The organism is Pseudarthrobacter sp. RHLT1-30-1 (genome assembly GCF_059383415.1).
This window is the reverse complement of record NZ_JBWZCG010000003.1, coordinates 121,372-146,652: the sequence shown is the minus strand read 5'-3', so window position 1 is coordinate 146,652 and position 25,281 is coordinate 121,372. Positions and strand designations below refer to the sequence as shown.

Genomic DNA, 25,281 nt, shown 5'->3' with positions numbered 1-25,281 from the left:
CTGGACTGGTGGTGGAAAGTATAGCGACGGGGGGTTACTGCGTGAGTTTGACGACGCCGGCCCCAAAGTCCTCCGGTGTCCCGTAGGTGTAGGCCTTATCTAGGGAGACGTAATGGACGAAGCTGCCGATGATGCCGGTGCAGCTGCCGTCGCAGGCCAATGCCGGGAGGGACGGCGGCTTGTTGCGGAATGTGCGGGGGAAGGTATTGCCATTGAAACTCCAGCCTGTGACCTGGAAGGCCGCAAAAGAGATGAGTTTGTAGCTAGTGCTGGTGCCGGTACCGGTCACCTGATTGAAAATCGGGAGCAGGACCGTCACGTCCTTGCCTGCTGTGATGTCCGTGGCCCACGCCCGCAACTGGTCATCGCAAATGTTGGGATAGCTGTTCCCGGGTTCGCCAGCCGCCCAATTCGCGGCGTTGACATTTCCCGCACAGGTACCCGAGGCGCGCAGCAGCCAGCCGAATCCGCCCGGAACTACGGCCCCGGACGGCCCGTAATTGCAGCTCGTCTCGCCCTTGCTTCCGTGGCTCACCAAAAGCTGCAGACCGGCGTCTACGTGGCCCTTGACCTGGCAGATGGAGAAGGCGATCGGGAACGTCGTCGGGCCCGCTACCGGGCGGCCCCACTGCACGGTGGCGGCGGCGGTTACGGTAGCGTCGTTGATCCCCAAGGCTCTGGCGAAGAAGAGCGAAACGTTGTTAGAAACCTGCCCGGCTTCCTGCGCTCCGGCCGTCACTTTAACGGTACCGGCGGCCTTATCCACGACGAAGGACGCTATGTTACTGGCGCCGTCTCCGGCGTTCTTGTTTGCCAGTTCCCGTGCCAGCGGCGAAGTGGCATCGCAGTCGGAATCGTTGATGTTGCGGGCGCATTCCTGGGCGATGGCGAGGGCGGCAGCATCGGCCCCGTTGCGGAGCTGGGTCCGTTCGGCGTAGAGCATCCCGACGTCGACGGCGAGGGCGCTGAAGCCCAACAGCGCCACCATCAAGATGGCGACCAGGATGCTGATGGCCCCGCGCTCGCGATCCCTCGGCGGAGCGACTTTAGCTATCCGCCGCATAGCATCACCCCCTTGCCTTCCATCGGGAACGGCCCCGCGATACGTGTCACGGTGGAGAGGGTGTAAGAGATCGTAATGGTCACCTGCGCGCCGGTGGTGCAGGTTGTCGGGCTAATGGTGATGTTGGAATCTGTCAGTGCGGGTTGCATCCCGACGGCCGCATTCCTGGCCGCCGTGCGGGCAGCTGTGGCGTTGTTGCCGATTGCCATGACGCGAACGCCCTCGCGGGCGGCGCTTGATAGCGTGATCTGCGCGTTGTAGGCACGGCCAAATTCCATAATGCCAAGCAGCAGCATGATCAGGACGGGCGCCAGGAGTGCGAACTCCACTGCGACAGCGCCGCGCTCCGTGCCCTCGCGCATGCGTGGCGACCTTTCAACGGATGGATATTGTGGCCGGTTTGCACTGTGGCCGGAGGCCACTACGAACGAGGGTGCGGTGAAGGAATGATTACCCTTCACCGCACCTGTCGATATGTCCTGAGATGAGGCCAGGGACTACGGCGCGGCAGCAGGCGGTACGAGCCCGGCCGTGACGGTTTCGAAGAGGTCTGTCAGCTGGGTACCAAGGGCCGTGACGGCGATGATGATGGCTACGGCGATGAGGGCAACCATAATGCCGTATTCCACGGCAGTTGCACCCTTCTCGTCACGAAGGCGGTTCTTGGCGGTGAACCCAAGGGTCTGAAGGGTTGCGATAAGAGAAAGCACGTGAGCTCCTGAGCGAGTTGGGAAACTGGCCAGACACCAGCTATGCCTGAAAGTTAGCAATGCGATTCGCCCGAAGTTACGCTGCTTGCCGTATCCTGTGCCAAGGCTTCCCAACCTGCACTTATCCTGTGTGTTTTCTGTAAGTAACCTGCGCTTGAGCTAGGCGCAGTGACCGGACGCAAAAGGACCCCCTCGGTTCTGGGGTCCGAGGGGGTCCGGTCTTTTGGAGGACCCCCTCGGCTCTGGGTCCGAGGGGGTCCGGTCATTGGGCGCTGGTGTAGCCGCTTTGATTGGTCTTACATGTTGGAGAAGGCCGCGATGATGTTGATGACGGCCGGCCCGAGGATGACGATGAAGAGCACCGGCAGAATGCACAGCATGAGGGGAAACAGCACCTTGATGGGAAGCTTCATTGCCTTCTCTTCAGCCCGCTGACGTCTCTTGATTCTCATCTGCTTGGCCTGCGTCCGGAGGACGCTTGCTATCGCGATGCCATACACATCCGCTTGGACAACGGCCCGCACGAAGCTCCGCAGGTCTGGGGCTCCGGTGCGGTCAGCCATGGCGAGGTAGGCTTCCCGGCGGCTCCTGCCGACTTGCATATCCTGTAGCGTCCGGAGGAGTTCCGCGGCGAGCGGGCCGCTTCCGTTCTGGCCGGCGCGCGCCATTGCTGATTCAAAGCCAAGTCCGGCCTCCACCGAAATCAGCATTTGGTCCAGGGTGCTGGGCAACTCCAGTTCGATGGCTTCCTGGCGCTTAGCCCCCCGGCTATGGAGAAGCAGGTCCGGAACGAAGTACGCGAGTACGGTCACGAACAACGCCAACAGAATGGTGGTACCCGTGGGGGTTTTGACAACATACAAAACCCCAAAGAGGCCGGCCACCAGGGCGAGTGACGGCTTGATCACCAGCAGCCGCTCCAGCGGCATGCCGGCCGGCCTTCCCGCCTTGGCGAGCAACTTATCCAGCCAGGCCGGATACCCTTTTGGGGCCAGACGCTGACCCAGTTGCGCGAGCTTCGGTGCATTGAGGCCGCCCGAAGTGTCCGCTGACGCTCCCTTGCTTCGTCCAAGATTGTTGCGGACAGCTGCCAGGCCTGTTCGGTCGACTGAGATTACTGCCCAAACCATAACCGAACAGGGAACAACGATGATTGCCACTATGAACCAGGCCATTACGCTCATGGTTGTTCCCCCTAGAACTTAATCTTGACGACACGGCTGAGCCAGAAGGACCCGAGAGCCAGAAGTACAACGGCAAACCCGAGCATGACCCAGCCCAGCACGTTGGTGTATAGAACGCCGAGGTAGCCCGGATTTGAGAAACTCAGGAACAAAAAGATCCCGACGGGCAACGCGATGAGGATATAGGCTGACAACTTGCCCTCGGCACTAAGGGATTTCACTTGACCCTTGATCTGCATCCGTTCGCGGATGGTCTCTCCCACATGGTCCAGTACCTCAGCCAAGTCGCCGCCGACTTCGCGGTGGATTTCGATGGCCTGCGCGGTCCAGTCGAAATCCTCGCTCCGCATTCGTCGCGCTGAGTCGGCCATGGATTCCTTCAGGTCTCGTCCCAGCCTGGTCTCGTTCACTAGACGCGCGAATTCCTCCGAAGTCGGCGCGTCTGACTCCTGCGAGACCGCGTCCACGGCTCGAAGCAGACTGTGACCTGCCCGCAGCCCGCCGGAAAGCATCTGCAGGGTGTCGCCAAGCTGCGATTCGAACTTCGCTCGCCGGTTGCTGGCCATAATGTTCAGGAACAGCATGCCGCCGATGGGCGTCAATAGCACGAATAGCAGAGCCAGTCCCGGCCCGGCCAGCACAAATCCGATGATGCCCGACGTGATGGCGATACATCCGAGCAGGAGAATGTAGTCTGCTTGGCGAATGCGCAGCCCCGCTTCCTCCAACGAGTTGGCGGAGCCGAAGCTGGCGTTCTTGCTGACCTTTTGGTCGACAAAGGAAGATGCAGATGCCGCAACCCGGGTGAGGACCGACGGTTGCTCGGCAACCCCAGGCCTTCTGCGCGAAACATCGATGTCGGATTCACGCCCACGAAGTGTCACAACGAGGAGGAACACCAATGCGGCAAAGCAAAGGAGGACACCAAGAAGCAACAAAAGAGGGCTGTCGGCGGTCACCGGTAACCACCGCCAATCGGCGAATTCCCGAAGACGGCCGGCGAAAGTGCGATTCCCAGTTCCGCGAAGTGATCAACGAAGCGTGGTCTGACCCCGGTGGGAATCGGTCGTCCGACGAAGCGGCCGTTCGCGTCCATCCCCGCGCTGTAGTCGAAAGTGAAGGCGTCCTGAAGCGTGACGACGTCCCCTTCCATCCCTTGGACTTCCGTGACGTGGGTGACTCGTCTGGTTCCGTCCCGCAGGCGCGAAATGTGCACAATCAGGTTGACTGCCGAGGCGATCTGCTCGCGAATGGCGCGGAGTGGAAGATCCATACCAGCCATGAGGACCAAGGTCTCGAGTCTCGCGATGGCGTCGCGCGGGGTGTTTGCGTGCACGGTTGAGATCGAACCGTCGTGGCCGGTGTTCATGGCCTGCAGCATGTCCAGCGTCTCGCCGCCGCGGACTTCGCCAATGACGATCCTGTCCGGGCGCATGCGCAGTGAGTTCCGGACGAGATCGCGGATGCTTATCTCGCCCTTGCCTTCGATGTTCCTCGGCCTGCTTTCGAGCCTGACAACATGTTCCTGCTGCAGCTGAAGCTCGACGGCGTCCTCGATGGTGACGATACGCTCATCAGCGGGAATGAACGAGGACAAGACATTGAGCAAGGTCGTCTTGCCTGTCCCGGTGCCGCCGGAGACGATGATGTTGAGCCGGGCGTGCACGCAGGCATTCAGCAGTTCGGCGATCTCCGGGGAGATGGTGCCAAAGCCGATGAGATCGTTGACTGTCAGCGGCACCCGGCCGAATTTTCGGATGGTCAGCGATGATCCGCTAACGGCCAGCGGAGGGATGATGGCGTTGACACGCGAACCGTCGGACAAACGAGCGTCAACGAGCGGAGAAGATTCGTCGATTCTTCTGCCGACCTTGGTGACAATCCGCTCGATAATCCGGCGCAAGTGTTCCTCGGACGTGAAGCGGGAGCCGGTCAGAAAGAGTTTGCCGGCGCGTTCCACATAGATTTTCTCCGGTCCGTTGACCATTACTTCCGTCACTGCGTCATCGGCAAGGAATTTCTGCAGGGGGCCGAGGCCGATGACATCATCGAGGATTTCCTGAACCAGGCGTTGCCGTTCGCCGGAGGACAACGGAATCTCATCCTCTTCGATGATGGTGCGCAGTTCGCCTTTGGCGTAGTCGTGCAACTCAGCCTCGTCCAGTGAGGAATCCGTGATCCGGCTGCCCATGCGCTCATAGAGCGCAGCGCCGGCGCGTTCCTTGACCGCCGACAAGGCGTCGTTGGCTTCAGCGCTGTGATCTTTGGTGGTTGGTTCATGCCAGGCGGACTCGTTCGGAGCCGTCGCTGCCCACGGGATCTCAGTTCGAGAGGATGCTGGAGTCTTGCCGTCCTGGCCGCGGACGGCTTCAAAGCGATCTGCGAGTGTCATTGGACTACCGCCCTTCGGTGAAGTTTCTTGTGAGGCCGTTGCTCCCAGTTCGGGTCAAACCGCTCGACGAGCTGACGCAGTCCCTTTGCCACGGCATCCCTGGACGCCTCCTGTAGCAGCGGGACGCCCTTGTTGGTGGAATACGGCACGGCATGTGACCGAGGGAGCACCACATCCACCGGGCATCCAATGGTTGCCTCGACATCCTTTAGGGTCAGTCCGCTTCGGCGATCACCAAAGTTAAGAACCACATGCCGGTTCGGGGGTAGCAGGCCTAGCTCCGTAAGGAGTCCGAATCCTGTCCGGAGGCCCTTAATGCTCGGTATGTCCATACCGCAGACCCACAGGCCGTCTGTGGCTTGCTCGAGAGTCGCGAGAACATGCTCCCCGAGCCCTGGTGCGGTGTCCACCACAACGTATTTGAATTCGCTCGCTAGCTGGACTAGTAACCTAGAGACCTGCTCTCCGGTTATCTGATCGGCCTCTATCGGATTGAGGGGTGCGCACAGTGCGTAGATACCTGATGGATGCAGCGTGAGGTATGACTTGAGAACCAAGCTGTCGCCCGCGGCCGCCCCTTTTACGGCGTCCGCGATCGTCTTCTCCGGCTCAAGCATGAGCCCGGAGGCTACGTCGCCAAATTGCAGGTCCAGATCGACCACCACGACGCCCATAGGAGCTATTTTTGCGAGTCCAACCGCGACGTTTGTGGTCACGGTCGTTTTTCCCACGCCACCCTTTGGCGACATGACGGCGATGATTCTTCCGTTTCCGGCCAACGGTTCAACGCTGTTCCCGAGGCCACGCCTGCGTCCGGCAGCCGCGAGGCTGGCGCGTTCCAGCATGATGTGTATGGCGTCTACGTCGGCGCCGGGTTCCAGGAGGTCCCTGATTCCTGCCCGCATCGCGGGCAGTGCAACACTGGGATCGCTATCGGTCACCAGCACCACGCTGATCTCGGGGTACTGGAGGTCGAAGAGACTGGCGAGCCTAAGGGAGTCATCCACCGGGAGGCCCGGTCCCAGCAGAATCACTTCGACGAGATCGCCCGAGAGCATCCGCAGGACGTCGTCCGGCCCAGGCGGCAGGAAGTTGGCTACGATTCCGTGAAATGTTCCGCGAAGGCGGGAAGCCGCCTGCCTGGCCCGGGCTTCGAAATCCGGGTCTGCTGTGATGGCTACGAACCTGCTCATCGGTACAACTCCGGCTTCTTGACGATCAGCGGGGCGCCTTCAGTAGCGGACGAGGGTTCTTTCGTCAGCCACAGGCTTCCGAAGTTGGCCCCGAACGCGATTTTCGCGGCATCGGCATCGTTCCGGGCGAAAGTTACGATCAACTGTCCGGTGGGCAATTCCGTGTTGGCTTGCTCCTCAGCAGTGGCCCCACCGGGGGCCGTTGCGGCAGTCTTCGCCAGCGAACGCTGCACGCTCGTCACCAGTACTTTGTGAAAGATCTGCTGCCCGGACTCGACATCCGGGGCGTCCTTCACGGCTCCCTTGTCAAAGAGGACGACAACGCCCACGGTGTCGCCTGCTGCGATACGCCCGCCGACCACCCGCTGGGCCTCCAGCTGAACCGAAATCTCCTGCATTCCGTCCGGAACCGGTACAGAGCCTGGCGCGGACAGGCTCTCAAGATCGGCCAGCCGGGCCCCGAGGAGCGCTTCGCCGGGCAGCAGATCGACTGCGGCGACCTTCCCGTTGAGGCCCTCCAGGCTCTTTAGGGCGCCGTTGGGCACCGAGGCCGAAGGGAGCGAAGTCAGCTTCACTGCGCTCCTAACCGCTTCGAGATCAGCGCCCTTGGCAACCTGTTGTTGAACCACGAGTACGTCGACCGGCTGCAGGTCCTTTTGGGCCCTCGCCTCCGATGCTGAAACGTATGAGACCAATAAGACCGTGCCAACTATTGCCAGCACAAATGCGACGATGCCTCCCAGTAGGCGTGTTTTCAATTTGCAGTCCCCTTAATGAGTGGATTAATTCGTATTCGTAAGTGGATCAATTCGTGAGTTCGACGACAAAAACGTTGCCCGTTGGAGTGGGCGAGCTACCAGTGAAAAGCCCTGGATCAGCCGAGTACCCGACAAACGTCCCGTAGAGCCCGTTTTCGCCGGGGCCGAAAACACCCGTCGGTCCGGCAACATTTCCCGGAAAATTCCAACCCAGGACTTTGAATCCGGCCCATTTCAGGATCTTGTATTTGACGTTGTTGCCCGTGCACGGATTCAAGACGTCCTTACACGTGTATTCATAGACGGGCAGCGCTACTGTCTGCCCCAGCAGGGGGGAACTGAACAAAGAATCGCAGCCGGTCGGAATTGAAGCGCCCGTACTGGTTCGGCTCCACTCACCAATTGTGGCCGTGACGTTGCACCCGACATTGTTGTCGGGGTTTAACCACGCAAAGCCTCCGGGGATTATCTGATTCGATGGGTTCCTGCCGTTGCAATCTATGGCTCCATGACCTCCGCCCTGGGTCAGGATTTTGTGCGGGAGACCATCCTCCTTGAATTCGCAGGCTGCGAACACAAGTGGCAGAATTGAACGCCCCTTGGTCGGATAGAACCACCGTGCCTGGGCCGCCGCGCGGATCTCCACGGAGTTGATGCCCAGCACCCGGGCCAGATAAAGAGAGAAGTGCTCCCCGCCCGCGCCGGCCGGTGTCTCGGTTGTGACGTCCACGGTGCCGGTGGTCCCCGTTGTCGTGACAATCGCCGAAACAACGTTGCTCGAACCGTCCAAAGCATTGCCGTTGGCGAACGGCGCAGCCTGAACTTTTTGATCTGCAGCGCAGGGCGCTGTAGAAGAGACTTTTTCGCAGGCCTGAGCGATTGCGAGCGCCGCGGAGTCCGCGCCGTTCTGTAGCTGTGTCTTCTCCGAGTACATTGCGCCCACGTCGACGGCAAGAGCTCCGAAGCCCAGAAGGGCAACCATGAGAATGGCGGCGAGCGGCGCAATCACGCCTAGCTCGTTTTCGTTGTCGACGACGTCTGCCGGCGTTCTGGTCATCCCCCGCATCGCATTACCCCTTTTGCTGAAATGCTCATGAAGTCCGGTAGAAAGGGAAGCAGCGTTGGAAGTCCGGTCAAGTAGGCCGTGTTGGCCTGGATCAAGACGACGGCGTCCCGGTTCGGCCCACAGGCACTGATGGTGATCTCGCCAGGCTGCAAATCGGCAATGGGCGCCGCGTTTATTGCCTTTTGTTGGGCGGCACCCAGGGCGTCTGCATCCTTGTAATGGATCGCCATATATCGGGCGGCTTCGCGGGCGCCCTCTGCCATGGAAACCTGGATGCTGAAGGCGCGCCCGAATTCCACGACTCCCAGAATTAGTGCCAGGAAGATGGGGAGAATCAGGGCGAACTCAACAGCGACAGCACCCAACTCCTTGGGCTTCTTGGATCCGTGCGGCTTGACCCGGGGTTTCATCACAGGCCGGCCGTCGCGGCCTGGAAGCCGGGAATAAGCTGTTGCCCGAGCAAGCCGACCGCAAGCACGATGACGGTGGCAATGAAGCCGACCATAAGTGCGTACTCGACTGCGGTAGCACCACTTTGACGCGAACGCACCGAACAGCAAACGTCCATCACTCGTGATGTAATAACTCTCGCTTTGGATTTGAGACCGTTCACGACCCCTCCTGAACCTTGAGACCTGGAAACCTGCGCATGCGCAGACGAATGAAGCCCAGGGGCGAGTGCGTTGGCAGTGGACTTGTCGCCCGAACTGCCGCCGCCCCGCCCCCGGGCGTTCGATGCGAGTGTCGCCTTAGCCTGCTGCGGGACGGGTGAGGCCGGCCGTGACCTGCGTGAAGAGCGTGTTCAGCTGGCCACCCAGGAGGGTAACTGTGCCGATGATGGCGACGGCGATGAGGGCGACCATGAGGCCGTATTCAACGGCGGTGGCGCCCTTTTCGGATTCCATCTTGTTCTTGACGCCGGCGACAAAAGCGAGCATTGAAACCATGAGACCAGTCATTTTAGAGTTCCTTTTCCAGAGTTTTGAGTGAGTAACGGAATTCCAGCTAATCTCTTGCTGCTAACCCTCGGAGTTCCGTTGGGACAACAATTGCATGGCGATTAAGGGCGCAGCAATGAATCGGAATACCCGAGTTTTTGGCGCGGAAAAGGGGGTGCTACGTGTGACTACCCTGGGGTGTACTCAGTTTTTTGATAACTAGTGGGGCGCACTACTCGTATTGATGCGCTTGCTTACCAATGGGAGCAGAGATGCCGCAGTTACTGGAGTTACGGAAGAAGCAGGATGATAGCCAGTCCGGCCGCCAACATCGAGGGGCCGTAGGCAACCTCTTTTGGCTTGTTTTCGCGGTTTTTCAGGACCAGGAAGACTGAGGCCAGGCCGCCCGCAACGAAGGCAAGCGCCCCTCCGTAAAACACCTGCGACCAACCTAGGTAGCCTAAGTACAGTCCAAGTGGTGCGGCGAGCTTCACGTCGCCCATTCCGAGGCCGTTTCTACTGGTCAGGGCAAGAATTAAGTAAGAAGCGAACAATATTGCGGACCCTGCGAGTCCGCGAATCAGGTCACCCGGGGTTCCTTGGGCGAGAGCGGCGACCGCCAGTAGCGCCAGGCCGGCCCCAAGCAAGGGCCCAACGAGCCGATTCGGCAGCAAATGGTGCACAATATCGATCCGGGCCAGCGGAACGGCGAAAATGCCCAGCAATATATAGGCGGGAAGTTCTACTGTAAAACCGAAGCGCCAGGCCAGCAGGGTCGACAGGACAAGGGTGACCGCCGCCGTCGTGATCCTCAGCCTGGTGGTGGCATTGCCGGCCAGCTGGGGGAGCACGCGCCGAACCAGGGCATCCGCCACAAGTCCCAGGCACGCGCCGGCGCAGCCCACGCCGGCAATGAACAGCGGCGATACGGAGCCTTCGGCGGCGATGTCGAGCACGGTTCCTCCAGGTATGCGACGGGCCGGGGGCGGGCAGAATGCATCCGGACACCCCATTTTGACCCAGTGACACGTCATCCGCTATTATTGGTAGTCGTTGTGCGTGTCCTTCTCGATGATGCGTGCCCGCTTGGAATCCGGTTGCAGGATAACTACCCAGCGTGCACATTCGAGACTTCAGGATGACTGGTTACATAGAGCCCTCACCTCTGTTCCGGTAGCGCATAGATAGTAGGTGCACCTTCGAGTGACGCCTAAAACAAGAACGCCAGAACAAGAACGAGGCAAACACCGTGCGTACGTACACCCCGAAGCCCGGCGATATCAACCGCCAGTGGCACGTCATTGACGCCACAGACGTTGTCCTTGGTCGTCTCGCGAGCCAGACCGCAATCCTGCTGCGCGGCAAGCACAAGGCCACCTTTGCGTCCCACATGGACATGGGCGACTTCGTCATCATCATCAACGCTGAAAAGGTTGCCCTCACCGGCGCCAAGCTGGAGCAGAAGCGCGCATACCGCCACTCCGGTTACCCGGGCGGCCTGACCTCCGTCACCTACGCGGAGCTGCTGGAATCCAACCCGGTCCGCGCCGTGGAGAAGGCCATCAAGGGCATGCTCCCGAAGAACTCCCTCGCTGCACAGCAGCTGGGCAAGCTGAAGGTTTACAAGGGTGCCGAGCACCCCCACGCCGCCCAGCAGCCCAAGACATACGAAATCACCCAGGTCGCCCAGTAGTCCTGGCCACCAACAAACTTTTAATCAAGGAGAATCGTGGCTCAGAACGAAGAGACCACCGAGGCCGTTGTGGCTGAGGAAAACCTGACCAGCTACACCTCGGAAAGCGGTCCTGCGGAAGCAGAAGCGCCCAAGAAGGAACGCCCGGCCCTCACGGTTGCCGGCGCAGCAGTTGGCCGTCGCAAGGAAGCCGTCGCACGCGTTCGCATCGTGCCCGGCACCGGCAAGTGGACCATCAACGGCCGCGAGCTGGCGAACTACTTCCCGAACAAGCTGCACCAGCAGGACGTCAACGAGCCCTTCAAGATCCTCGATCTTGATGGCGCCTACGACGTTATCGCCCGCATCCACGGTGGTGGCATCTCCGGCCAGGCCGGCGCCCTGCGCCTCGGCATCGCCCGTTCACTGAACGAAATCGACACCGAGAACAACCGCGCCACCCTGAAGAAGGCCGGTTACCTGCGTCGTGACGCCCGCGTCATCGAGCGCAAGAAGGCCGGTCTCAAGAAGGCCCGTAAGGCTCAGCAGTACTCCAAGCGCTAAACCCGCTTCCAAGCGCACCTGGCGCTTGCAACGAAAGCCCGTTCCGCCTTTATGGCGGGGCGGGCTTTCGCCGTTTAACCAGCCAGTATCCAGCCAATGACCAGCGGAAATGCTGGTCACGGGGTGGCGCCGCGAACCGGGGGAGCGGTCCCGGGACCGGCGGCGGCGCCCTCATCGTCTAAACTTGACCTGATGTCTAGATTATTTGGAACAGATGGTGTCCGGGGTTTGGCTAACGGCCTGCTCACAGCCGAACTGGCGTTGCAGCTGGCCCAGGCCGCCGCCGTCGTGCTCGGCCATGACCGCAATACCGACGGAACACGGCCGCGCGCCGTGGTGGCCCGGGACCCCCGCGCAAGCGGTGAGTTCATCGCTGCGGCCGTGATCGCCGGGCTGTCGAGTTCCGGGATCGACGTTTATGATGCCGGCGTACTGCCCACCCCGGCGGCGGCCTACCTGGTGGCCGACCTGGACGCGGACTTCGGCGTGATGATCTCGGCCTCGCACAACCCCGCCCCGGATAACGGCATCAAGTTCTTTGCCACCGGCGGCCAGAAGCTCCCCGACTCGGTCGAAAACGCCATCGAGGAGCAGCTCGGCAAAGAGCCGCGCCGCCCGGTCGGTGCTGACGTCGGCCGGATCCAGCGCTTCTCCGACGCCGAGGACCGCTACATAGTCCACCTGCTCGGCACCCTCCCGCACCGCCTGGATGGAATCAAGGTGGTGCTGGACTGCGCCCACGGCGCGGCCAGCGGGTGTTCCCCGCAGGTTTTCAAGGACGCGGGTGCCGAAGTGATCGTCATCGGTGCCGAACCGGATGGCCTCAATATCAACGATGGCGTCGGCTCCACCCACCTGGGTCCGCTGAAGCAGGCCGTCCTGGCGTACGGCGCCGATCTGGGGATTGCCCACGACGGCGACGCCGACCGCTGCCTGGCCGTGGACCACGAGGGAGGCGAGGTCGACGGCGACGAGATCATGGCGATCCTCGCCGTGGCGCTGAAGGCCTCAGGCAAGCTCAAGGACGACGTCCTGGTGGCAACCGTGATGAGCAACCTCGGACTCAAGATTGCCCTCCGCGAGGCCGGCATCGGCCTGCGTGAAACCGGCGTCGGGGACCGCTACGTCCTCGAAGAAATGCGCGAAGGCGGCTTCAACCTCGGCGGCGAGCAGTCCGGCCACGTGATTTTCGCCGATTACGCCACCACGGGTGACGGCGTCCTCACCGGACTGCAGATTGCCGCCCAGGTGGCACTCACGGGCCGGTCCCTCAAGGATCTGGCCACGGTGATGACCAAACTCCCGCAGGTCCTGATCAACGTCAAGGGCGTGGACCGCACCCGGGTCAAGGGCGATGCTGCCCTGGAGGCCGCCGTGGCCCTCGCCGAGGCCGAGCTCGGCGACACCGGCCGGGTGCTACTGCGCCCCTCCGGCACCGAACCGGTTGTGCGCGTCATGGTTGAGGCGGCCTCCCCAGAGACCGCCCAGGCCGTCGCGGAACGCCTGGCGCAGGTGGTCCGGACCGAGCTGGCCCTGGAGCTCGTCGCGGACTGACGGCGCTCAACGCACAATCAGCAACTCGACAGCAGTGCGAGACGGGGGGTGCTGATTGTGGGCGCTCACGGGGAAGCTGGCCATAGGGAGAGCTCCTTGTATGGGAACGCTCGGGGATGGGACGGCGACGGTTGTGCGCAAGTGCGGGTGCCGGTACATGCAGCCGGTGGCGGCAGGGTTAGAACAGGCCGGGAACAAATCTCTTAGTTCGTAGCTTGTAAGCTGCATATTCGGGCAAGTTATCCTCCAGTAGCAACTCCTCCTGGACTGCTCGGTATGCCTGGATTGCGCCCAGTGCCAAGAGAATTGCTGTGTTCAACACCGTCGGATCGAAGCATACTGCGCCGGTCAGAGTCGCCATCTCTCCGACGTAGAGTGGGTTACGGATGAGCCGGTAAGGACCGTGCTGCACCAGAGTTCTCACCTGGGCCTCCACGCCGAAACTCTTACCCAGCGTGAACAGGGAGTAGACAGTGAACGACATCCCCACAACCATCAGCCCCACCGCAAAAAAAGCTAATCCCTCGGAAACTTCTGAACCACCACCAAACGCAAAGAGGAAAGGCAGGAAAGTCCCCACGTAGGCGGCGACGGTGGGCGCAATCCGACCGCTCCGGGCACTTGCAGGGTTCCTCGTGAGAAGGAAGAAGACCAACAGGACGTAAAAGAGGGTCAACAGCACCTGGTAGCCCACGTACAACGCAGCGACGAGGGTGGAAGACGATGCGCGATTCCCACCCGAAAATAATGCAAATATCGCCGACAACAACAAAAGTGCCATGACCGGGACCAGAATCACCCGTTCAACGTCAATTGACCTCAACTGCGCGCGAAGTTTCATCGAAAAGTAGCCTTCCAGAGAGTTGCAGACCATCCAGGGAAATCCGCCGTCGTTATTCCGCGGCTTCCCCGGTTGGCGTGGCGGTGCATTGAGCCTAATAGGTCTCCTGGACTTATTAGGGCGAGACGCGCCTTAACGCCGAGCGGAGCCGGATGTTGTAGTGCACATAAGTGCTGTAACCGAGTCGTCGTCGCCGATCACGCGACGGCAGCATATGAATTGCGATTACACCTTAACCACCGAATGGCCCGCCTCGAGAGGCGGGCCATTCGGTGGTTAATCGGTATGGTGAAGCTCGGTTCGTCCTGGGACTACAGCTGGCGCTGCTGCAAGGAGTCGCGGATTTCGGTAAGGAGCGCGATCTGCGGATCCTCGGCTGCCTCTTCCTTGACGCTCGGGTCGATGCCGAGGCGGCGGTTGCGCCGTTCGATCATGTGGTTCATGGGGACGACGACGACGAAGTAGATCGAGGCCGCGACGAGGAGGAAGTTGACGATGGCCGTCAGCAACACTCCGAACTTGATGTCGTTTCCGTTCAGGGTGACGAGCGCGAAGCTGTCGAAGTTGGGCGAACCAACCACCCCTGCGATGAACGGCATGAGCACGCTCTGGACTAGGGCCGTTACCACGGCGCCAAAAGCGGCGCCGATGACGACTGCGACGGCAAGGTCTACGACGTTGCCCTTGAGAATGAAGTTTTTGAATCCTGTCAGCATGATCCCAACGTTAGACAGGCAGTGTGAACACGCCGTGTCGCCGAGGTACGTTTTCTGTTCCGTGTCGGTCCGGCGGGAGCTACTCAGACAAAAAGCCCTACACGTAGGCCGGTGCCGCTTCGAGGCCGAAGTACTCCTCGAGGGTCGCAACGCCCCGGGTGTTCATCGCGGTCGCCGTTTCCACCCCGACGTAGCGCAGGTGCCATGGCTCGTAGTAGTAGCCGGTGACCGGGTGGAGCATCCACGGGTAGCGCACCACAAAGCCGAACCGGTGGGCGTTGTTCCTGGCCCAGACTGCTGCCGGCTGATCGGCGAAGCAGGGCTGGAAGCTGCAGGCCCCGCTGCCGTCGCCCAGGTCGAAGGACCAGCCGGTCTGGTGCTCGGAGTAGCCGGGCCGGGCCGAGGCGGTGTCCGCTTCTGCCTGCCCGCGCGAGGACACATAGCTGTTGTAGGTTGCCGTCTGCGTCGCATAGGACCGGTAGCCGCTCGCCAGCGTCATGATGACGCCGGCCCCGGCCGCGGCGGTGAACATTTGCTCCGCCGCGGCCGCCGTCGTGCTGTTGAGCAGTGCGGCTTCGCCGGAGGTGGCGAGGCGCACGCGTGGCTGGACCAGGTCGGCCGGCCGATACGTGGCGGGGGAGAGCGGCCGGTGTTTGTTTACGATGACCCACGGGCTCGCCGGATCGGTGACCGAGTGCCGGGGCGCGGCGGGCGAGGGCGCCGGGGCCGGCGGAGTGGTCCCCGGTGCCGGTGCGGCGGGACTGTCCGGCAGGGGCTCAGCGGACGACGTGGCGCCGGCTGTTGCCGACCGCGTCGTGATGCCTCCCGCCGTCGTCGTTGTCGCTGAGACAGACGCCGACGACGGCGGCGTGGCAGCTTCGGGGGTGCAGGCGGTCAGCGCCGCGAGGCCGGTTCCCGCCAGCAGCAGGCGGCTGAAGGCCCGCCGGCCCGGCATGCCCGGATCGGACTTCGGACCGGGACCGGATTCCGGCGCGGCCGGCGTCTTCGCAGAAACGTTGTAGCACACCTGTGCTAGACCTTGCGGAGCAGCATGCGGCGGATGGAATGGTCGGCGTCCTTTGTGAGGACCAGTTGCGCGCGGCCGCGGGTGGGGAGCACGTTCTCCTCGAGGTTTGGTTCGTTGATGCGCTTCCAGATCTCGCGGGCGGTCTCCTCGGCCTCAGTATCCGAGAGTGTGGCGTAGCGGTGGAAGTAGGACTCCGGCTGCGCGAACGCGGTGGTCCGCAGCTTGCGGAAGCGGTCCACGTACCACTCCTCGATGTAGGACGTTTTGGCGTCGACATAGATGGAAAAGTCGAAGAAGTCACTCACGGCCAGGCCCTGCCGGCCGTCATGCCGCGGCCGGGCCGGCGCCAGGACGTTCAGGCCCTCGACGATCAGCACGTCGGGCCGGCGCACCACCACTTCCTTGCCGGGGACGATGTCATAGGTGACGTGGGAGTACCAGGGCGCCCGGACCTCCTCGGCGCCGCCCTTGACCTCGCTGACGAAGCGGAGCAGGGCGCGCCGGTCGTAGGATTCCGGGAAGCCCTTGCGCTCGAGCAGTTGCCGCCGCTTGAGTTCCGCCAGCGGGTACAGGAATCCGTCCGTGGTGATGAGCTCAACATTCGGGGTGCCGGGCCAGCGGCGGAGCATCTCGCGGAGCACGCGGGCGATGGTCGACTTCCCCACGGCCACCGATCCGGCGACGCCGATGACAAACGGGGTGCGCTGGGTCTGCTCGCCCAGGAAGGTGGTGGTTGCCGCGTGGAGCTGGCCGGCCGCCTCGACATACAGGTGCAGCAGCCGGGACAGCGGCAGGTAGACCTCGCGGACTTCCCTCATATCCAGCGGATCGCCGAGGCCGCGGAGCCGGATCACGTCCTCCTGGTTGAGCGGCTGCTCCATTTGGGCAGCGAGCCGGGACCAGGTCTGCCGGTCCAGCTCCACGAACGGGGAGCCGCCGTCGCCGTTCGCTTCATTGCGTTGCAAAGTCACCCTAGAGATTCTGCCCTCCGCTGGGCCGAGAGCGAAATGGGGACTCCGGGACTGCCGTGTCCGGGCGGGGAACGGCGTCTTGCGGCCGTTCATCCTACGTCTGCCGTCCGGGAAACCGTTAGGCTTGAGTCCATGTGTGGAATCGTTGGATATGTGGGCCACTCCGCTGGCCGGGTAAATACTGGACATAATGCCTTGGACGTGGTCCTTGAGGGACTGCGGCGCCTGGAATACCGGGGCTACGACTCTGCAGGCATCGCCGTCGTGGCTGACGGCAAGATTTCGTCCCGCAAGAAGTCGGGCAAACTCAGCAACCTGATCGGTGAACTGGAGGCCAATCCGCTGCCGGATTCGCTGACCGGCATCGGCCACACGCGCTGGGCGACGCACGGCGGCCCGACCGACCAGAACGCGCACCCGCACCTGGCCGATGAGGACAGGCTCGCCGTGATCCACAACGGCATCATCGAAAACTTCGCCGAACTGAAGCTGGAACTCGTCCGCAAGGGCGTCTCCTTCAAGTCCGAGACCGACACCGAAGTGGCTGCCGCGCTGCTGGGCGACATCTACCGGAACCAGATCCACGGCGGCTCGTCCAAGGGCGACCTCACCAAGGCCATGCAGCTTGCCTGCCAGCGCCTCGAAGGCGCGTTCACCCTGCTCGCGATCCACGCCGACCAGCCCGACTTCGTGGTGGCGGCCCGCCGCAACTCCCCGCTCGTCGTGGGCCTCGGCGACGGCGAGAACTTCCTCGGCTCCGACGTCTCCGGCTTCATCGACTACACGCGCCGCGCCGTCGAGCTCGGCCAGGACCAGATCGTCACCATCACCGCCGACGACGTGGAAATCACCGACTTCTACGGCGCCCCGGCCGAAGGCAAGGAATACCACGTCGACTGGGACCCGGCCTCGGCGGAAAAGGGCGGCTTCCCGTCCTTCATGGAAAAAGAAATCCACGACCAGCCGGACGCCGTCCTGCAGACCCTGCTGGGCCGCTCGGACATCAACGGCAAACTGACCCTCGATGAGCTCCGGATCGACCCGGAACTGCTCAAGCACGTCGACAAGATCATCGTCCTTGCCTGCGGCACCTCCGCCTACGCCGGACAGGTTGCCAAGTACGCGATCGAGCACTGGTGCCGGATCGCCACCGAGGTGGAGCTCTCCCACGAATTCCGCTACCGCGACCCGATCGTCGACAAGAACACACTGATCGTCTCGATCTCCCAGTCCGGCGAGACCATGGACACCCTGATGGCTGTCCGCTACGCCAAGGAACAGGGCGCCAAGACGGTCTCGATCTGCAACACCAACGGGTCCACCATCCCGCGCGAATCCGACGCCGTGCTCTACACCCACGCCGGCCCTGAAATCGCCGTCGCCTCCACCAAGGCCTTCCTGGCGCAGATCACCGCCGCCTACCTCCTGGGCCTCTACCTGGCCCAGCTGCGCGGCAACAAGTTCCAGGGCGAGATCAAGGACATCCTCGCGGACCTGAACAAGATCCCCGCGAAGATCCAACGGATCCTCGACAACGAGGCGCAGATCAAGGAACTCGGCACGTCCATGGCCGACGCCAAGTCGGTGCTGTTCTTGGGCCGCCACGTCGGGTTCCCGGTGGCGATGGAGGGCGCGCTCAAGCTCAAGGAGCTCGCCTACATCCATGCCGAGGGCTTCGCCGCCGGCGAACTCAAGCACGGCCCGATTGCGCTGATCGAGGAGGGCCAGCCTGTCATCGTGGTGGTTCCCTCACCGCGCGGCCGGGACTCGCTGCACGCCAAGGTTGTCTCCAACATCCAGGAAGTCCGGGCCCGCGGCGCCAAGACGATCGTGATCGCGGAAGAAGGCGACGAGGCCGTCAAGGCCTACGCCGAGCACGTCTTCTACATCCCGGAGACCCCGACGCTGCTGGCGCCGCTGCTGAGCACGGTCCCGTTGCAGATCTTTGCCCTGGCCCTGGCATCCGCCAAGGGTTACGACGTCGACCAGCCTCGCAACCTGGCCAAGAGCGTCACCGTAGAATAACGCCATGATTGTTGGCATTGGCGTAGACGTCGTAGACATTGAACGGTTCGGCCGGCAGTTGGAGCGCACCCCCGGGCTGCGCGACCGGCTGTTCGTCCCCGCGGAACGCGACCTGAACACGCGGTCCCTCGCTGCCCGGTTCGCCGCCAAGGAGGCCGTGGCCAAGGTCCTCGGCGCCCCGGCGGGCATGAACTGGCAGGACTGCTGGATCGGGCTGGACCAGAACGGGCCGACCGTCCAGATCAAGGGCACCGTGCTGGCCGTCGCCGAATCGAAGGGCGTCAAGCGCTGGCACCTCTCGATCAGCCACGACGGCGGCATCGCCACGGCGACCGTCATCGCCGAAGGCTGAGCAATACGGGCCCGGCCACAGCCGGACTTTCCCGCAGCGACTGCACCGCGAATGGACTAGAACCATGATCAGCGCCTACACCGGAACCCAGATACGAGAGACTGAAAAGCTGTTTCTCCACGCAAGCTCGGGTGACGGTGTGGGCGCTGTTCTGATGCAGCGCGCCGCCTACGGACTGGCCCACGCGGTGGTCCGCGAATTGCGCGGCAGCGGGCAGCGGATCTACGGCGCCAGCGTCACCGTGCTCGCCGGCAAGGGCAACAACGGCGGCGACGGGCTCTTCGCGGCCGCCATGCTCGCCCGCCGCGGCCTGCGGACGACGGCGATCCTCACCGCCGGCGACGCCCACCCGGAGGGACTTGCGGCCTTTGAAAAGGCCGGCGGCCGGGTGATCCGCCTGTCCATCGGGAATGTTGGCGACGCGGCGGCGGCCGCCGCGTCGTCCGGCGTCGTGCTTGACGCGGTCCTCGGCACCGGCGCGCAGGGCGGGCTCCGGGGCCCGGCCGCAGAGCTGATCGAGGCGCTGGAGCGCTCCCGTCCCGGGCTCGTGGTGGCCTGCGACATTCCCAGCGGCGTGGACGCCGACACCGGAGAAGCCCATGCCCCCGTGCTCCGCGCGGACCTGACTGTGACCTTCGGGGCGGCCAAGGCCGGACTGCTGGCCGATCCCGGCGCGGACTTCGCCGGCCGCGTGCAGGTGGTTCCCATCGGCATCGAAGCCGGATTCCCGTGGCCGGCGCTGCGACGCCTTGAGGCCGAGGATCTTTCCGCACTGCTGCCCCGGCCGGCGCGGCGGGCGCACAAGTACTCCAGGGGAGTGCTGGGGGTGGTCGCAGGCTCCGGTGCTTACCCCGGCGCCGCCGTACTGGCCTGCAAAGGCGCCCTGGCAGCCGGCGTCGGCATGGTGCGTTACCTCGGGCCGCCGGAGGTCGCAGACCTCGTCCGCCAGGCGTGCCCCGAGGTTGTGTGCAGCACCGGAACCGTGGCCGATGCGCATGTCCAGGCCTGGCTCGTGGGCTCCGGGCTGGATGACTCCGATGAGCAGCAGTTGCAGCGCGCCCGCGACGCCGCAGACTCGGGCCTGCCGACGATTGCCGACGCCGGGGCGCTGCCGGCCCTGCCTGATGTGCTGGCCCCGCAAGTCATCCTGACCCCCCACGCCGGCGAGCTGGCGTCATTGCTGCGGCGCCTCGGGGTTGACCTGGACCGCTCCGCGGTCGAGGCTTCCACCCTGGGCGCCGTGCGGCGGGCTGCGGGTCTGACCGAAGCCACGGTGCTGCTCAAGGGAGCGACTACCCTCGTCGCCTCCCCCTACCAGGACTTCTACAGCCAGGCCGAGGGCACACCCTGGATCGCCACGGCCGGCAGCGGCGACGTCCTGGCAGGCGTTATCGGTGCCCTCCTCGCCCAACTGGGGGCCGACGTCGGCCACTTCGGCGATCGTGGCATCGACCCCGACGCGCGATGGGGGGCGATCGCAGCGATGGCCGCCAGCGTCCACGGCCGCGCCGGGAGCCTCGCCTCCGACGGCGCTCCGGTGACCGCGAGCGGCATCGCAGCGGCCGTCCCGGAGGTGCTGCGGACGATGTAACGCAGAACCTACGAAACCGTCCCGATCAGGATGATCACCCTACTTACAAGTAGTCTGTCTAGAGATTGTCCGCTTATGCACGAGGAGTACACATGGAAGTCTGGCCCGGAACGGCATACCCGCTGGGAGCCACCTTTGACGGCACCGGCACGAACTTTGCCCTGTTCAGCGAACGTGCCGAGCGGGTGGAGCTCTGCATCCTTGCCGATGACCTGAGCGAGACGCGGATTGAGCTGACCGAGGTGGACGGCTACGTCTGGCACTGCTACCTGCCGCAGATCCAGCCGGGGCAGAAGTACGGTTACCGGGTCCACGGCCCGTACGCACCCGAGCAGGGGGACCGCTTCAACCCGAACAAGCTGCTCCTTGATCCGTACGTCAAGGCCGTCCAGGGCCAGATCGACTGGGATCCGGCGCTCTTCACCTACGAGTTCGGCGACCCCGACTCCCGCAACGATGCAGACTCGGCTCCGCACACCATGCACGGCGTGGTAATCAACCCGTTCTTCGAATGGGACGGCGACCGCCTGCTGCGCATCCCGTACCACGAATCGGTCATCTACGAGGCCCACGTCAAGGGCCTGACCGAGCTGCACCCGGAGATCCCCGAAGAGCAGCGCGGCACCTACGCCGGCGTGTCCCACCCGGCGGTGATTGACCACCTGAAGAAGCTCGGCGTCACCGCGATCGAGCTCATGCCGGTCCACCAGTTCGTCAACGACGGCACCCTCGAAGAGAAGGGCCTCAACAACTACTGGGGCTACAACACCATCGGTTTCTTCGCCCCGCAAAACACCTACAGCTCTTCCGGCGACGTCGGGCACCAGGTCCAGGAATTCAAGGCAATGGTCCGCGACCTGCACAAGGCCGGCATCGAGGTGATCCTGGACGTGGTCTATAACCACACCGCGGAAGGCAACCACCTCGGCCCCACACTGTCCTTCAAGGGCATCGACAACCAGGCCTATTACCGCCTCGTGGACGACGACCAGAAGCACTACATGGACTACACCGGCACCGGCAACTCGCTCAACGTCCGGCACCCGCACTCACTCCAGCTGCTGATGGACTCCCTTCGCTACTGGGTCCTGGAAATGCACGTTGACGGCTTCCGCTTCGACCTCGCCTCCACGCTGGCCCGTGAGTTCTACGACGTCGACAAGCTGTCCACCTTCTTCGAGCTCATCCAGCAGGATCCAGTGGTCTCCCAGGTCAAGCTGATCGCCGAGCCCTGGGACATCGGTCCGGGCGGCTACCAGGTGGGCAACTTTCCGCCGCAGTGGACCGAATGGAACGGCAAGTACCGCGACACGGTCCGCGACTTCTGGCGCGGCGAGCCCTCCACGCTGGGCGAATTCGCCTCCCGCCTGACCGGCTCGGCGGACCTGTACGAAAGCTCGGCGCGCCGCCCGGTGGCCTCGATCAACTTCGTCACCGCCCACGACGGCTTCACCATGCGCGACCTCGTCTCCTACAACGAGAAGCACAACGATGCCAACGGCGAAGGCAACAACGACGGCGAATCACACAACCGGTCCTGGAACTGCGGCGAGGAAGGCGACACCGACAACGAACGCGTGCTGACCCTCCGGGCCCGGCAGCAGCGCAACTTCATCGCGACCCTGCTGCTCTCGCAGGGCGTCCCGATGCTGCTGCACGGCGACGAGCTCGGCCGCACCCAGCAGGGCAACAACAACACCTACTGCCAGGACTCCGAGCTGAGCTGGATCCACTGGGAAGCCATGGACCAGCCGCTGGTGGAGTTCACCGCCGTGGTCAACAAGATCCGCCACGACCACCCGACGTTCCGGCGCAGCCGCTTCTTCGACGGCCGCCCGGTGCGCCGTGGCGAGGGCGAGAAGCTGCCGGACATCGTCTGGCTGACACCGGAGGGCACCGAAATGCTCCCGGAGGACTGGGACAGCGGCTTCGGCCGCACCATCGGCGTGTTCTACAACGGCCACGGCATCCAGGAGCAGGACTCCCGCGGCCGCCGGATCACCGACGACAGCTTCCTGCTCGGATTCAACGCCCACGACGACGACGTGGACTTCACGCTGCCGGCCGAGGAGTACTCGCCGTTCTGGGACGTCCTGGTGGATACTTCGGACCAGGCCAACACGGGCGAGCCGCTCAAAGCCCAGTCGGTGCTGAAACTGGCCGCCAAGTCCATGGTGGTGCTCCGCGCCCACTCCGGCCCCGAGGTTGAGGTGGACTACTCCGCGGCCGCGTCACTGGCCTCAATGGCCGAGCACGAGGAGGCCCTCGAGGAGATGGCGGAATCTCAGGCCGAAGCAGCCGAAACCGTGGCGAAGGCCGCCGCCAAATGAGGTCCCCGGTCTCGACCTACCGGCTGCAGGTCCGGCCCGGCTTCACCCTCCAGGATGCTGCCGAGACCGTGCCCTACCTGAAGTCGCTCGGGGTGGACTGGATCTACCTCTCGCCGATCCTGACCGCGGAGAAGGGCTCGGACCACGGCTACGACGTCACCGACCCCTCCGTGATCGACCCGGACCGCGGCGGGCCCGAGGGCCTGGCCGCGGCGTCGCAGGCGGCGCGGGACGCCGGCCTGGGTGTGCTCGTGGACATCGTGCCCAACCATGTCGGCGTCGCAACCCCGGTCCAGAACCCGTGGTGGTGGTCGCTGCTCAAGGAAGGCCAGCAGTCCCGCTACGCCGCGGCGTTCGACGTCGACTGGGACTTCGGCGGCGGCCGGATCCGGATCCCCGTGCTGGGCTCCGACTCCGAGGTCGACGCGCTGGAAATCAAGGACGGGGAGCTGCGGTACTACGACCACCGTTTCCCGCTCGCCGCGGGCAGCTACGCCGAGGGGGACGACCCCCGGGCGGTCCATGACCGGCAGCACTACGAGCTGATCGGCTGGCGCCGGGCCGACGACGAGCTGAACTACCGCAGGTTCTTCGCGGTCAACAGCCTCGCCGGCATCCGGGTCGAGCTGCCGGAGGTCTTCGATGAGGCCCACGCCGAGATCGTCCGCTGGTTCCGCGAGGGCCTGGTCGACGGACTCCGGATCGACCACCCGGACGGCCTGGCCGACCCGGAAGGCTACCTGCGCCGGCTCCGCGAGGTCACCGGCGGCAGCTACCTGCTGATCGAGAAGATCCTCGAGCCGGGGGAGGTGCTCCCGGCCAGTTTCGACTGCGACGGAACCACCGGCTACGACGCCCTCGCGGACGTGGACCGGCTCTTCGTCGACCCCGCCGGGCAGGAGGCGCTGGACGCCCTCGACGCCGAACTGCGCGGCGGCCAGCCCGCGGACTACGAGGAAATGATCCGGGGCACCAAGCGCCGGATCACGGACGGCATCCTGCACTCCGAGATGCTCCGGCTGGCGCGGCTGGTGCCGCCCGGTGCCGGCCTCACGGTCGAAGCGGCCGCCGACGCGCTCGCCGAAATCATCGCCGCCTTCCCGGTCTACCGCAGCTACCTTCCGGTGGGCGCGGACGTCCTGCGGGAGGCGTGCGACCTCGCCGTCCGGCGCCGTCCCGAGCTGGCCAACGCCGTCGGGCTGCTGCTGCCGCTGCTGCTGGACGCCAGCCCCGAGGCCGGCGCCGAACTGGGGCGCCGCTTCCAGCAGACCTCCGGCATGGTCATGGCCAAGGGCGTGGAGGACACCGCGTTCTTCCGTTACACCCGGCTGGGCACGCTCACGGAGGTCGGAGCCGATCCCACCGAATTCTCCGTCGCACCGGAGGAATTCCATTCCCGGATGACCCGCCGGCAGGCCGAGCTCCCGCTGTCCATGACCACGCTGAGCACGCACGACACCAAACGCAGCGAAGACACCCGCGCCAGGATCTCCGTCCTCGCGGAGCTGCCGGCCGAATGGACGGCCGCCCTGGCCCGGCTGCAGGACCTGGCGCCGCTGCCCGACGGGCCGCTGGCGAGCCTGTTGTGGCAGGCCGTAGCCGGTGCCTGGCCCGCGGACCGTGAACGCCTGCAGTACTTCGCGATGAAGGCAGCCCGCGAGGCCGGCAACTCGACCGACTGGCTGGACCCGGACGAGGCGTTCGAGAAGCAGCTCACCGCCGCCGTCGACGCGGTCTTTGACAACCCGGCGGTCCAGGCCGAACTGCAATCCCTGGTGGAGCTGCTGGCGCCTTATGGTGCGGTCAACTCGCTCGGAGCCAAGCTGGTGCAGCTGACCATGCCCGGCGTCCCGGACGTCTACCAGGGCACCGAGTTCTGGGACCGGTCCCTGACGGACCCGGACAACCGCCGGCCGGTCGACTACGCTGCGCGGCGCGCGGCGCTGGCAGCACTCGACGCCGGCGACCGCCCGGCGTCGTACACCGAGGACAGCGCGAAACTCCTGGTCACCTCGCGGGCACTGCGCCTGCGCCGGGACCGCCCGGAGCTGTTCACCGGCTACCGTCCGGTCGTTGCGACCGGACCGGCCGCCGGGCACCTGATCGGTTTTGACCGCGGCAGCTCCGCGGCCGCCGGGGCGCTCACGCTGGCTACCCGGCTGCCCCGGGGACTGGAGCGGCAGGGCGGCTGGCGGGACACCGCCGTCGAACTGGCGGTGGAGATGGCGGACGAGCTGACCGGGAACACCTTCGGCGCCGGCTCCGTCCCGCTGGCCGACATCCTGGCCAGCTACCCGGTGGCACTGCTGGTGCCCACCGCCTAAGCGCCGCTGG

25 protein-coding genes are annotated in these 25,281 nt (G+C 64.1%); 8 read left to right on the top strand and 17 right to left on the bottom strand.

Going from position 1 to position 25,281, the window contains the following annotated elements:
• Nucleotides 1–34: 34 nt before the first annotated feature.
• From AC50YM_RS04260 to AC50YM_RS04200, 13 genes are all read right to left on the bottom strand, one after another.
• Nucleotides 35–1,063, bottom strand: coding sequence for a pilus assembly protein TadG-related protein (locus AC50YM_RS04260; protein ID WP_494955748.1), 1,029 nt, complete (start codon nt 1,061–1,063; stop codon nt 35–37).
• The gene (locus tag AC50YM_RS04255; RefSeq protein WP_494955747.1) at nt 1,051–1,425 is read right to left on the bottom strand and encodes a TadE family protein; all 375 of its coding nucleotides are present in this window, start codon (nt 1,423–1,425) and stop codon (nt 1,051–1,053) included. The genes AC50YM_RS04260 and AC50YM_RS04255 overlap by 13 nt, the downstream gene beginning before the upstream one ends.
• A 135-nt stretch (nt 1,426–1,560) precedes the next feature.
• Complete coding sequence (locus AC50YM_RS04250; protein WP_494893007.1) at nt 1,561–1,773, bottom strand: Flp family type IVb pilin; 213 nt, start codon at nt 1,771–1,773, stop codon at nt 1,561–1,563.
• A 296-nt stretch (nt 1,774–2,069) separates the two neighbouring features.
• A complete protein-coding gene (locus AC50YM_RS04245; protein WP_494955746.1) occupies nt 2,070–2,957 on the bottom strand; it encodes a type II secretion system F family protein in 888 nt (295 codons plus the stop codon).
• Nucleotides 2,958–2,968: 11 nt separating this feature from the next.
• Nucleotides 2,969–3,916, bottom strand: a complete 948-nt coding sequence (locus tag AC50YM_RS04240; protein ID WP_494955745.1) for a type II secretion system F family protein — start codon at nt 3,914–3,916, stop codon at nt 2,969–2,971.
• Complete coding sequence (locus AC50YM_RS04235) at nt 3,913–5,349, bottom strand: TadA family conjugal transfer-associated ATPase (RefSeq protein ID WP_494955744.1); 1,437 nt, start codon at nt 5,347–5,349, stop codon at nt 3,913–3,915. The genes AC50YM_RS04240 and AC50YM_RS04235 overlap by 4 nt, the downstream gene beginning before the upstream one ends.
• Nucleotides 5,346–6,542 carry a CpaE/TadZ family protein gene (locus tag AC50YM_RS04230; protein WP_494893015.1) on the bottom strand — a complete coding sequence of 399 codons (1,197 nt, stop codon included), beginning with the start codon at nt 6,540–6,542 and terminating at the stop codon, nt 5,346–5,348. The genes AC50YM_RS04235 and AC50YM_RS04230 overlap by 4 nt, the downstream gene beginning before the upstream one ends.
• Nucleotides 6,539–7,117: an RcpC/CpaB family pilus assembly protein gene (locus tag AC50YM_RS04225; RefSeq protein WP_494955743.1), complete on the bottom strand. Its 579-nt coding sequence runs from the start codon at nt 7,115–7,117 to the stop codon at nt 6,539–6,541. The genes AC50YM_RS04230 and AC50YM_RS04225 overlap by 4 nt, the downstream gene beginning before the upstream one ends.
• Nucleotides 7,118–7,346: 229 nt before the next feature.
• Nucleotides 7,347–8,357, bottom strand: coding sequence for a pilus assembly protein TadG-related protein (locus tag AC50YM_RS04220; RefSeq protein ID WP_494893019.1), 1,011 nt, complete (start codon nt 8,355–8,357; stop codon nt 7,347–7,349).
• On the bottom strand, nt 8,354–8,776 hold the full coding sequence (locus AC50YM_RS04215; protein ID WP_494955794.1) for a TadE/TadG family type IV pilus assembly protein: 423 nt from the start codon (nt 8,774–8,776) through the stop codon (nt 8,354–8,356). The genes AC50YM_RS04220 and AC50YM_RS04215 overlap by 4 nt, the downstream gene beginning before the upstream one ends.
• A complete protein-coding gene (locus AC50YM_RS04210; RefSeq protein WP_494955742.1) occupies nt 8,776–8,979 on the bottom strand; it encodes a Flp family type IVb pilin in 204 nt (67 codons plus the stop codon). Before AC50YM_RS04210 ends, AC50YM_RS04215 begins: the two co-directional genes overlap by 1 nt.
• Before the next feature lie 136 nt (nt 8,980–9,115).
• Nucleotides 9,116–9,325 (bottom strand): Flp family type IVb pilin, encoded by a 210-nt coding sequence (locus AC50YM_RS04205; RefSeq protein ID WP_494893023.1) that lies wholly within the window; start codon nt 9,323–9,325, stop codon nt 9,116–9,118.
• Between the two features lie 269 nt (nt 9,326–9,594).
• A complete protein-coding gene (locus AC50YM_RS04200; RefSeq protein ID WP_494955741.1) occupies nt 9,595–10,260 on the bottom strand; it encodes a prepilin peptidase in 666 nt (221 codons plus the stop codon).
• A gap of 293 nt (nt 10,261–10,553) precedes the next feature.
• Between AC50YM_RS04200 and rplM the strand changes: the two genes are divergently transcribed.
• From rplM to glmM, 3 genes are all read left to right on the top strand, one after another.
• Nucleotides 10,554–10,997, top strand: a complete 444-nt coding sequence (rplM, locus tag AC50YM_RS04195) for a 50S ribosomal protein L13 (protein WP_024367145.1) — start codon at nt 10,554–10,556, stop codon at nt 10,995–10,997.
• A 36-nt stretch (nt 10,998–11,033) separates the two neighbouring features.
• Nucleotides 11,034–11,540 carry a 30S ribosomal protein S9 gene (gene rpsI, locus AC50YM_RS04190; RefSeq protein WP_226760362.1) on the top strand — a complete coding sequence of 169 codons (507 nt, stop codon included), beginning with the start codon at nt 11,034–11,036 and terminating at the stop codon, nt 11,538–11,540.
• 192 nt (nt 11,541–11,732) lie between these two features.
• Nucleotides 11,733–13,094, top strand: coding sequence for a phosphoglucosamine mutase (gene glmM, locus AC50YM_RS04185; RefSeq protein ID WP_494955740.1), 1,362 nt, complete (start codon nt 11,733–11,735; stop codon nt 13,092–13,094).
• A gap of 178 nt (nt 13,095–13,272) precedes the next feature.
• Here the strand turns inward: glmM and AC50YM_RS04180 are convergent, their stop codons facing one another.
• The 4 genes from AC50YM_RS04180 to coaA all read right to left on the bottom strand — a co-directional run bounded on the left by AC50YM_RS04180 (nt 13,273) and on the right by coaA (nt 16,649).
• Entirely contained in the window at nt 13,273–13,935 is a 663-nt protein-coding gene (locus AC50YM_RS04180; protein ID WP_494955739.1) for a methyltransferase family protein, read from the bottom strand.
• A gap of 311 nt (nt 13,936–14,246) precedes the next feature.
• On the bottom strand, nt 14,247–14,651 hold the full coding sequence (gene mscL / locus AC50YM_RS04175) for a large conductance mechanosensitive channel protein MscL (RefSeq protein ID WP_494893032.1): 405 nt from the start codon (nt 14,649–14,651) through the stop codon (nt 14,247–14,249).
• Between the two features lie 97 nt (nt 14,652–14,748).
• Nucleotides 14,749–15,678, bottom strand: a complete 930-nt coding sequence (locus AC50YM_RS04170) for a M15 family metallopeptidase (RefSeq protein WP_494955738.1) — start codon at nt 15,676–15,678, stop codon at nt 14,749–14,751.
• Nucleotides 15,679–15,683: 5 nt separating this feature from the next.
• Nucleotides 15,684–16,649: a type I pantothenate kinase gene (gene coaA, locus AC50YM_RS04165; RefSeq protein ID WP_494955737.1), complete on the bottom strand. Its 966-nt coding sequence runs from the start codon at nt 16,647–16,649 to the stop codon at nt 15,684–15,686.
• 132 nt (nt 16,650–16,781) lie between these two features.
• On the opposite strand from coaA, the gene glmS reads away from it, so the two are divergent.
• The 5 genes from glmS (at nt 16,782) to treY (ending at nt 25,271) form a co-directional block, all read left to right on the top strand.
• Nucleotides 16,782–18,674, top strand: a complete 1,893-nt coding sequence (glmS, locus tag AC50YM_RS04160; protein WP_494955736.1) for a glutamine--fructose-6-phosphate transaminase (isomerizing) — start codon at nt 16,782–16,784, stop codon at nt 18,672–18,674.
• A 4-nt stretch (nt 18,675–18,678) separates the two neighbouring features.
• Nucleotides 18,679–19,026, top strand: a complete 348-nt coding sequence (locus tag AC50YM_RS04155; protein ID WP_494955735.1) for a holo-ACP synthase — start codon at nt 18,679–18,681, stop codon at nt 19,024–19,026.
• 64 nt (nt 19,027–19,090) lie between these two features.
• A complete protein-coding gene (locus tag AC50YM_RS04150; protein WP_494955734.1) occupies nt 19,091–20,617 on the top strand; it encodes an NAD(P)H-hydrate epimerase in 1,527 nt (508 codons plus the stop codon).
• A gap of 92 nt (nt 20,618–20,709) precedes the next feature.
• Nucleotides 20,710–22,947 (top strand): glycogen debranching protein GlgX, encoded by a 2,238-nt coding sequence (gene glgX, locus AC50YM_RS04145; RefSeq protein ID WP_494955733.1) that lies wholly within the window; start codon nt 20,710–20,712, stop codon nt 22,945–22,947.
• Nucleotides 22,944–25,271 carry a malto-oligosyltrehalose synthase gene (treY, locus tag AC50YM_RS04140; protein ID WP_494955732.1) on the top strand — a complete coding sequence of 776 codons (2,328 nt, stop codon included), beginning with the start codon at nt 22,944–22,946 and terminating at the stop codon, nt 25,269–25,271. The genes glgX and treY overlap by 4 nt, the downstream gene beginning before the upstream one ends.
• Nucleotides 25,272–25,281 lie beyond the last annotated feature (10 nt).